The sequence below is a fragment of the Lentzea sp. genome, assembly GCF_035525475.1.
In the GTDB taxonomy this organism is placed as follows: Bacteria; Actinomycetota; Actinomycetes; order Mycobacteriales; family Pseudonocardiaceae; genus Lentzea.
Map to the genome: position 1 here is coordinate 43,338 of NZ_DATLEC010000112.1, position 8,499 is coordinate 51,836.

Genomic DNA, 8,499 nt, shown 5'->3' on the forward strand with positions numbered 1-8,499 from the left:
CGAACGAGCCCGCCGCCCCCGGAACCGGGAACGACGGGCTCGTCAGCAGGAGAACCGCTCAGGACTGGTCCTTCTTGTCCTTGGCCTCTTCCGCCTCGACGTCCTCGGCCGACGGCTCGCCGTCGACCTCGACAGCGCCCTCGGCGGGATCGGCGGCAGCGTCCTTCGTCGCGGACTCGGGCGCCTCGGCGTCCTGGTCGACGACGGCGGTCTCGGCCGGCTTCTCGTCCTTGGCGAACTTGGTCTTGCGCGCAGCCTCGGCCTCGGTGGAGACGAGCTTCTGCTGCACCAGCTCGATGATGGCCATGGGGGCGTTGTCGCCCTTGCGCGCCAGCGTCTTGGTGATGCGGGTGTAGCCACCGGAGCGGTCGCTGAAGAACGGACCGATCTCGGCGATCAGCTTGTGCACGACGTCCTTGTCGCGGATCACCTTCATGATCTCGCGGCGGTTGTGCAGGTCGCCGGCCTTCGCCTTGCTGATGATCTTCTCGGCGTACGGACGCAGCCGCTTCGCCTTGGCCTCAGTGGTCTTGATCCGGCCGTGCTGGAACAGCGCCGTCGCCAGGTTGGCGAGCAGCAGCCGCTCGTGCGCCGGAGACCCACCGAGCCGGGGGCCCTTGGTAGGGGTGGGCATCGCTTGCTCCTGTAGTTACTAAAAGAGATCCTCTAGCTCTGGATCAGAGCGTCAGAGCTGCTCGGTCTCCGCGTAGTCCTGGCCGTCGTCGTGCGGGTCCAGACCGGCACCGGCACCCCAGCCGGAGTCACCGGCGTGGTAGTCCGACGCGGCGGCGGACGGGTCGAACCCAGGAGGCGAGTCCTTCAGCGCGAGGCCGAGGCCGACGAGCTTCATCTTGACCTCGTCGATCGACTTCGCACCGAAGTTGCGGATGTCCAGCAGGTCCGCCTCGCTGCGCGACACGAGCTCGCCGACGGTGTGGATGCCTTCCCGCTTCAAGCAGTTGTAGGACCGGACGGTGAGGTCCAGGTCCTCGATAGGCATCGCGAACGCGGCGATGGTGTCAGCCTCGGCCGGCGACGGGCCGATCTCGATGCCCTCGGCGTCGATGTTCAGCTCGCGAGCGAGGCCGAACAGCTCAACCAGGGTCTTGCCCGCGGAGGCGACCGCGTCCCTCGGGGTGATCGAGGGCTTGCTCTCCACGTCGAGGATCAGCTTGTCGAAGTCCGTACGCTGCTCGACACGAGTGGCCTCGACCTTGTACGTCACCTTGAGAACCGGCGAGTAGATCGAGTCAACGGGGATGCGGCCGATCTCGGCGCCCGCCTGCTTGTTCTGGACAGCCGGGACGTAGCCGCGACCGCGCTCGACGACGAGCTCGATCTCCAGCTTGCCCTTGCCGTTCAGGGTGGCGATGTGCAGGTCGGGGTTGTGCACGGTGACACCGGCCGGAGGCACGATGTCGCCCGCGGTCACCACACCGGGGCCCTGCTTGCGCAGGTACATGGTCACCGGCTCGTCCTCCTCGGACGAGACGACGAGCTCCTTCAGGTTCAGGATGACGTCGGTGACGTCCTCCTTCACCCCGGGAACCGTGGTGAACTCGTGCAGCACGCCGTCGATGCGGATGCTCGTGACAGCAGCACCGGGGATCGACGAGAGCAGCGTGCGGCGGATCGAGTTGCCGAGCGTGTAGCCGAAGCCCGGCTCCAGCGGTTCGATGACGAACCGTGAACGGGTCTCGGAGACCGCTTCCTCGGCGAGCGAGGGGCGCTGGGAAATCAGCACTGGGTTCAACCTTTCTACAACGACGCCCGCTATTTGACGCCGTCAACAACAGCCAGTCGCGGAGACCGGCAAACGCACTCGGCACACCCTTCGCGCCGATGCGGGACCCGACCCGAGCCACCGTCCCCAGCGTGATCACACACTGTGGACAGTGGCTCGGAGAGGATCACTTCGAGTAGAGCTCGACGATGAGCTGCTCGGTGACAGGCGTGTCGATCTGCGCGCGCTCGGGCAGCTGGTGCACGAGGATGCGCAGGTTCGACGGAACGACCTGCAGCCAAGCGGGAATCGGGCGGTCACCGAAGGACGCGCGAGCAGCCTCGAAGGGCAGCGTCGGCATGGACTTCGGCTTCACGTCGATGATGTCGAACTTCGACACCTGGTAGCTCGGGATGTTCACCTTGTGGCCGTTGACCAGGAAGTGACCGTGGCTGACCAGCTGACGAGCCTGGCGACGCGTGCGGGCGAGGCCCGCGCGGTACACCACGTTGTCGAGGCGGGCCTCGAGGATCTGGAGCAGGTTCTCACCGGTCTTGCCCGGGCGACGAACCGCTTCCTTGTAGTAGCGGACGAACTGCTTCTCGAGGATGCCGTAGGTGTAGCGAGCCTTCTGCTTCTCCTGGAGCTGCAGCAGGTACTCGGACTCCTTGACCCGGCCACGGCCGTGCTGGCCGGGCGGGTACGGACGGCGCTCGAACGCCTGGTCCCCACCAACGAGGTCGACCTTCAGGCGGCGCGAGATGCGCGTCGCGGGTCCCGTGTAACGAGCCATTAGTTCTTACTCCTCCCCGTGCCTCAGACCCGGCGCCGCTTGGGCGGGCGGCAGCCGTTGTGGGGCTGCGGGGTCACGTCCTGAATGGTGCCGACCTCGAGACCGGCGGCCTGCAGCGAACGGATCGCGGTCTCACGGCCGGAGCCGGGACCCTTCACGAACACGTCCACCTTGCGCATGCCGTGCTCGGCGGCCTTGCGGGCGGCGTTCTCGGCAGCCATCTGCGCCGCGAACGGCGTGGACTTGCGCGAGCCCTTGAAGCCCACGTGGCCGGCGGACGCCCAGCTGATCACGTTGCCCAGCGGGTCCGTGATGGACACGATGGTGTTGTTGAACGTGCTCTTGATGTGCGCCTGGCCGTGCGAGACGTTCTTCTTTTCCTTGCGCCGGATCTTCTTGACCCCGGCTCCCGTGCGGGACTTGGGTGGCAAAACGAACTCCTAAGTTGAGGGCAGCAGACCCGAGGTCTTACTTCTTGCCGGCCTTCTTCTTGCCGGCCACGGTCTTCTTCGGACCCTTGCGGGTACGGGCGTTCGTCTTCGTGCGCTGTCCGCGAACGGGCAGGCCGCGACGGTGCCGAAGACCCGCGTAGCAACCGATCTCCATCTTGCGACGGATGTCGGCCGCGACCTCACGGCGAAGGTCACCCTCGACCTTGTAGTTCGTCTCGATGTGGTCCCGCAGCTTGGCGAGGTCGTCGTCCGTCAGATCCTTCACCCGGAGGTCCGGGGAGATCTCCGTGGCGGCGAGCAGCTCCTTGGAGCGCGTACGACCGATGCCGAAGATGTAGGTGAGCGCGATCTCCATCCGCTTTTCGCGGGGGAGGTCGACGCCAGCGAGTCGTGCCATGTGGCGGTTAACTCCTGTCGATTACTTCCAGGTCTGCTCCTCGTCCAGTTCCGGTGACTGACTCGCTGTCTGTCGTTCCGGCTGCTCTCGCAGCCGGTGTCCCGGCCCCGGCCTGGAATCCGGGGGTGTCCGCACGCTGAGAACCCTGCGTGCGGCAGGTACGAGGAGGCTTCTCGTTACTGCGTCATCGAAGATCTCGACGGGCGCGTGGTGGGACTGGTCAGCCCTGACGCTGCTTGTGGCGCAGGTTCTCGCAGATCACCATGACCCGGCCGTGACGGCGGATCACCTTGCACTTGTCGCAGATCTTCTTGACGCTCGGCTGGACCTTCACGCCTGAGATCTCCTGCTACTGGAGGTCACTTGTAGCGGTAGACGATGCGCCCGCGGGACAGGTCGTAGGGCGAGAGCTCCACGACAACCCGGTCCTCAGGGAGGATGCGGATGTAGTGCTGTCGCATCTTGCCGCTGATGTGCGCGAGTACCTTGTGACCGTTCTCCAACTCGACTCTGAACATCGCGTTGGGGAGCGGCTCGACTACGCGGCCCTCGACCTCAATGGCCCCGTCCTTCTTGCCCATGTCCTCCGCGTTTCGTGACGGTGGTAATAACCTTTGGACGCGTTCCAGCCCGGCTCGATCTCACCTGCAAGGGCATGACTGAACCGGCGCGACGGATGCGCCACCTGACAAGTGTACGCAGTTCACTCCGGCAACCCAAATCGGGTCCCGTCAGGGCCGTCACCGGGCCGCGCGCAGCTCTCCAGCAGGATCCGCAGCTTCGCGATCTCGCTGATCTCGGCCTCGTGCGTGCCGAGCACGGACTTGAGCGTGCGGACGCGCTGAGCGGCGACCGCGGCTCCGTAGCCGGTGTCGTCGGAACACCTCTGAGCTGCGTTGTCGAGCGCGGCGTCACCCGATCCGATGCCGTAGCTCTCCAGGCTCGGCGTGCCCGGCCCCCGCTGGGTGAACCCGGCGCGGTCGAGGCAGTGCAGCAGGATGACGTCCGCGGCGCTGCGTTGCGCGACCTCCGGCCCGGACGCCAGCCGAGCGGTCCACTCGCGCACCACGGTGGTGTGCAGCGCCGTGATGCGGCTCACGGCGTCGACGTACTCGGGCCCGGCGTCGATCCGGGCCTGGCCGCCGCACCCGCCGTCGACCGGAGCCGGCGGGCTGACGAAGTCGGGCCGGACGACCACGACGTCGCCGAACGGCGGATCGCAGTGCTCGACGGCGGCGATGGAGTCCGCCAGGAAGATCCGGGCGGCGATCTTGTCCGCCGGGACGTCCTGGTAGGTGAGGTCGGTGGCCGGCTTCGTGGCAGCGCAGCCCGGAACGCAGATCAGTAGAGCGGACAGGACGAAACGGGTTACCCCCACAATGCCCCCAAGCATTGGACTCGTTCGTCACCTCGACGGTATCGCTGGTGGCAAACGAAATAGCCCCGTTCACCGGACGGCGAACGGGGCTGCTCGTGAGGCGTGGGGGGTGCTCAGTCCTCTTCGGGTGCGGTGAGCACCCAGGGACCGTCCTCGGTGATCGCGACGCTGTGCTCCCAGTGCGCGGCACGGGTCCCGTCGAGCGTGATGACGGTCCAGCCGTCTTCCAGCTCCTGCGAGTCGTCGGTGCCGAGCGTCAGCATCGGCTCGATCGCGATGGCCATGCCGACCTTGAGCTTCGGGCCCTTGCCGGGCTTGCCGTAGTTCGGCAGGAACGGGTCCATGTGCATCTTGGAGCCGATGCCGTGGCCGCCGTAGTCCGCGACGATGCCGTACTCGATGCCGTCGCGCTCCCCCGACTCGACGGCCGAGGACTCGATGGCGAACGAGATGTCCGTGAGCCGCCCACCGGGCACCGCGGCGGCGATGCCCGCGAGCATCGACAGCCTGGTCGCCTCGGACAGCTTGTGGTCGGCGGGCGAGAGCTCACCGACGCCGACCGTGACGGCGGAGTCGCCGTGCCAGTCGTCGAGGATCGCGCCGCAGTCGATGGAGATCAGGTCGCCCTCGGCCAGCACCTGCGTCTTGCTGGGGATGCCGTGGACGATCTGGTCGTTCACCGAGGCGCAGATGCTCGCCGGGAAACCGTGGTAGCCCTTGAACGACGGGATGGCGCCGGCGTCGCGGATGGTCTGCTCGGCGATCTCGTCGAGCTCCCACGTGGACACGCCGGGCTTCACCGCGTCGACGACGTTGCGCAACGCCCGCGCCACGACCAGGCCGGAGGCGCGCATGGCCTCCAGCTGGCCGCGGGTCTTGATCTCGATCATGCGTTCACTACCCGTGACGACGGAGCGGAGCCGGTCAAGCAGTCCACCCGTCACTTCTCGTCGCGCAGGGAGTGCAGCGCGGCCAGCGCCCGCTCGCTGATCTCGTCGATCTCGCCGACGGCGTCGATGGAGACGACCTTGTCGGCGTAGTAGTCGAGCAGCGGCGCGGTCTCGTTGCGGTACACCTGCTGGCGGTGCCGGATGACGTCTTCCTTGTCGTCCGTGCGCCCGCGTGCGAGCAGCCGCTCCACCACGACGTCCTCGTCGACCCGGAACTCCAGCACCGCGTCCAGCGAGTGACCGCCGACGGCCAGGAACTCACCCAGCTTGTCCGCCTGGGCGACGTTGCGCGGGAACCCGTCGAGCAGGAACCCGTCCGTCGCGTCGGACTCGGCCAGACGCTTGCGGACCATCTCGTTCGTGATGGAGTCCGGCACGAGCGCGCCCTCGTCGAGGATGCTCTGCACCTCGAGGCCGAGCTCGGTCTGGTTGCTGATGTGTGACCGGAAGAGGTCGCCCGTCGAGATGTGCGGCACACCGAGCTTGCGGCTCAGCACTTCGGCCTGGGTGCCCTTGCCCGCACCCGGCGGGCCAACGAGAACGAGTCGCATCTAGCGGAGGAACCCTTCGTAATTGCGCTGCATGAGCTGGCTCTCGATCTGCTTCACGGTGTCGAGACCGACACCGACCATGATCAGAACCGCGGTGCCGCCGAACGGGAAGTTCTGGTTCTGGCCGTCACCGGTCAGGTCCAGGAACAGGTTCGGCAGGATCGCCACGATGCCGAGGTAGAGCGAGCCGGGGAGCGTGATGCGACCCAGCACGAACTTGAGGTACTCGGCGGTCGGGCGACCGGGACGGATGCCGGGGATGAAGCCACCGAACTTCTTCATCTCGTCAGCGCGCTCGTCCGGGTTGAACGTGATGCCGACGTAGAAGTACGTGAAGAAGACGATCAGCAGGAAGTACGTGGCGATGTGCACCCAGCTCGACTGCTTGACCAGGTAGGTCTGGACGAACGTCGAGAACCAGTTGGGCTCGGTCGACGTGCCCTGGGTGAGGCGCACGATCAGGTCCGGCAGGTAGAGCAGCGACGAGGCGAAGATGACCGGGATGACGCCGGCCTGGTTCACCTTGAGGGGGAGGTACGTCGACGTGCCGCCGTACATGCGGCGGCCGATCATGCGCTTGGCGTACTGCACCGGGATGCGGCGCTGGGCCTGCTCGACGTAGATGACGCTCGCGATGATGATCAGAGCGGCCACGATCACGAGGGCGAAGGTGATGCCGCTCTTGTCGAGGATGTTCTTGCCCTCGGCCGGGATGCGGGCGGCGATACCGGTGAAGATCAGCAACGACATGCCGTTGCCGATGCCCTTCTCGGTGATGAGCTCGCCCAGCCACATGATGACCGAGGTACCGGCGGTCATGGTGATGACCAGCACGATGAGGGTGAAGATGCTGTCCTTGGCCGGGATGACGTCCTGGTCGCACTCACCGAACAGCTGACCGCGCACCGCCAGGGCCACGAGACCGGTGGACTGCAGGATCGCCAGCCCGATGGTCAGGTACCGCGTGTACTGCGTCAGCTTGCCCTGACCAGCCTGTCCTTCCTTCTTCAGCTGCTCGAACCGCGGGATGACCACGGTCAGCAGCTGAATGATGATGCTCGCGGTGATGTAGGGCATGATGCCCAGCGCGAACACCGACAGGTTGAGCAGAGCGCCACCGCTGAAGAGGTTGATCAGCGAGTAGATGTTCTGGCCTTCGAGCTGTTCAGCGCACGCCCGCACATTCTTGAAGGACACGCCCGGCGCGGGCATGGTCGCACCAAGCCGGTACACAATGATGATCCCGAGCGTGAACAGGATCTTCTTGCGTAGATCCGGCGTCGCGAGAGCCGAGCGGAATGCGCCGAGCACGCGAACCTCCTGAGCGTTGCCGACCCCCAGGGACCGGCACATGCGGTAGTTGGCAGGCCGCAGCAGGCAGCCACGACCAAGCAACCCGGAGGACATCCGGGTTCAGCCCGCGACTCTAACAGTCTCCCGCGATCCCGCCGTACCCAGTGGCCAATCACAGGTTCCAACTCGTTGATCTCTCACCGCACGACTGGGCCATCCGGGGTAGAGACCTCGGCGATTCCGTGCTACCAGCAGCGTTTGCGCCCACCTGGAACGTTCACACCCACCCCACAATTCCCGTCACGTCCGTGAATCTTTCAGCTGACCGCAGAACCCGCCTGGAGCCCCGCTGGACGACGACCGCGCACCCCGGCGGACGCGGATGGGCGGGCTACAGCGCCCGCCGAGTACGCCAGGCGCGGTGCCAACGGAAAACGGCCCCGCGCGATCCCTGCCGGGTACACCCGAAATAGCGATGCGAAGCGAGCCGGACAGCCCTGTGAACCGCGGGTTAGCGGTGTGGCCCTTGGCTTTGCGATTGGGGCTTGACTTCGGGTGCGAGGTGCTACCTTGCCGGGATCGGGCGGGCGCGGAGCGTCCGGCCTTTTCCGCCCGATGAAGCGCCTCGCAAGGGGCCTCGAAGTCAAGCCCCAATCGCTATCGACGCGAAGCGGCGATGACCAACCCGGCGTCGAAACTGCCCGAGAGACCACCAACGCAAGGTGACCCGAACGGCCAAGGGTGACCCCTCCGCTGGAACAGCAACTCACGCGGCAAAGCCGACCCGCGCCGCAAAGCCGCCCACACAGCCCCCGCACGCCCCCTCACAGCCCCACCAAACGCCAAAGGGCCCCGGGGCGATGCCCCGGGGCCCTTCAGACAGCCAAGAGCTGTCACACCACGGTGGAAGACCCACCAGCGGCGGCCAGCTTCTCCACAGCGGTCTTGGAGAACTTGTTGGC

General features: G+C 66.4%; 11 protein-coding genes. All 11 read right to left on the reverse strand.

Annotated features, from left to right (window positions below):
• Positions 1–58: 58 nt before the first annotated feature.
• On the reverse strand, positions 59–634 hold the full coding sequence (rplQ, locus tag VM306_RS19790) for a 50S ribosomal protein L17 (protein ID WP_325517085.1): 576 nt from the start codon (positions 632–634) through the stop codon (positions 59–61).
• Positions 635–685: 51 nt separating this feature from the next.
• A complete protein-coding gene (locus VM306_RS19795) occupies positions 686–1,744 on the reverse strand; it encodes a DNA-directed RNA polymerase subunit alpha (RefSeq protein ID WP_325517087.1) in 1,059 nt (352 codons plus the stop codon).
• Positions 1,745–1,910: 166 nt separating this feature from the next.
• A complete protein-coding gene (rpsD, locus tag VM306_RS19800; RefSeq protein WP_325517089.1) occupies positions 1,911–2,516 on the reverse strand; it encodes a 30S ribosomal protein S4 in 606 nt (201 codons plus the stop codon).
• 23 nt (positions 2,517–2,539) lie between these two features.
• Positions 2,540–2,947, reverse strand: a complete 408-nt coding sequence (rpsK, locus tag VM306_RS19805; protein ID WP_030478320.1) for a 30S ribosomal protein S11 — start codon at positions 2,945–2,947, stop codon at positions 2,540–2,542.
• A gap of 37 nt (positions 2,948–2,984) precedes the next feature.
• Positions 2,985–3,365 (reverse strand): 30S ribosomal protein S13, encoded by a 381-nt coding sequence (gene rpsM / locus VM306_RS19810; RefSeq protein ID WP_089949064.1) that lies wholly within the window; start codon positions 3,363–3,365, stop codon positions 2,985–2,987.
• Between the two features lie 220 nt (positions 3,366–3,585).
• Positions 3,586–3,699 (reverse strand): 50S ribosomal protein L36, encoded by a 114-nt coding sequence (gene rpmJ, locus VM306_RS19815; RefSeq protein ID WP_010148647.1) that lies wholly within the window; start codon positions 3,697–3,699, stop codon positions 3,586–3,588.
• A gap of 25 nt (positions 3,700–3,724) precedes the next feature.
• Positions 3,725–3,946: a translation initiation factor IF-1 gene (infA, locus tag VM306_RS19820; RefSeq protein ID WP_005166804.1), complete on the reverse strand. Its 222-nt coding sequence runs from the start codon at positions 3,944–3,946 to the stop codon at positions 3,725–3,727.
• Between the two features lie 122 nt (positions 3,947–4,068).
• On the reverse strand, positions 4,069–4,743 hold the full coding sequence (locus VM306_RS19825) for a hypothetical protein (RefSeq protein WP_325517094.1): 675 nt from the start codon (positions 4,741–4,743) through the stop codon (positions 4,069–4,071).
• A 113-nt stretch (positions 4,744–4,856) separates the two neighbouring features.
• A complete protein-coding gene (gene map / locus VM306_RS19830) occupies positions 4,857–5,633 on the reverse strand; it encodes a type I methionyl aminopeptidase (protein ID WP_325517096.1) in 777 nt (258 codons plus the stop codon).
• Positions 5,634–5,683: 50 nt separating this feature from the next.
• Positions 5,684–6,244: an adenylate kinase gene (locus VM306_RS19835; protein ID WP_325517098.1), complete on the reverse strand. Its 561-nt coding sequence runs from the start codon at positions 6,242–6,244 to the stop codon at positions 5,684–5,686.
• Positions 6,245–7,555, reverse strand: a complete 1,311-nt coding sequence (gene secY / locus VM306_RS19840; RefSeq protein WP_325517100.1) for a preprotein translocase subunit SecY — start codon at positions 7,553–7,555, stop codon at positions 6,245–6,247.
• Between the last annotated feature and the right edge of the window lie 944 nt (positions 7,556–8,499).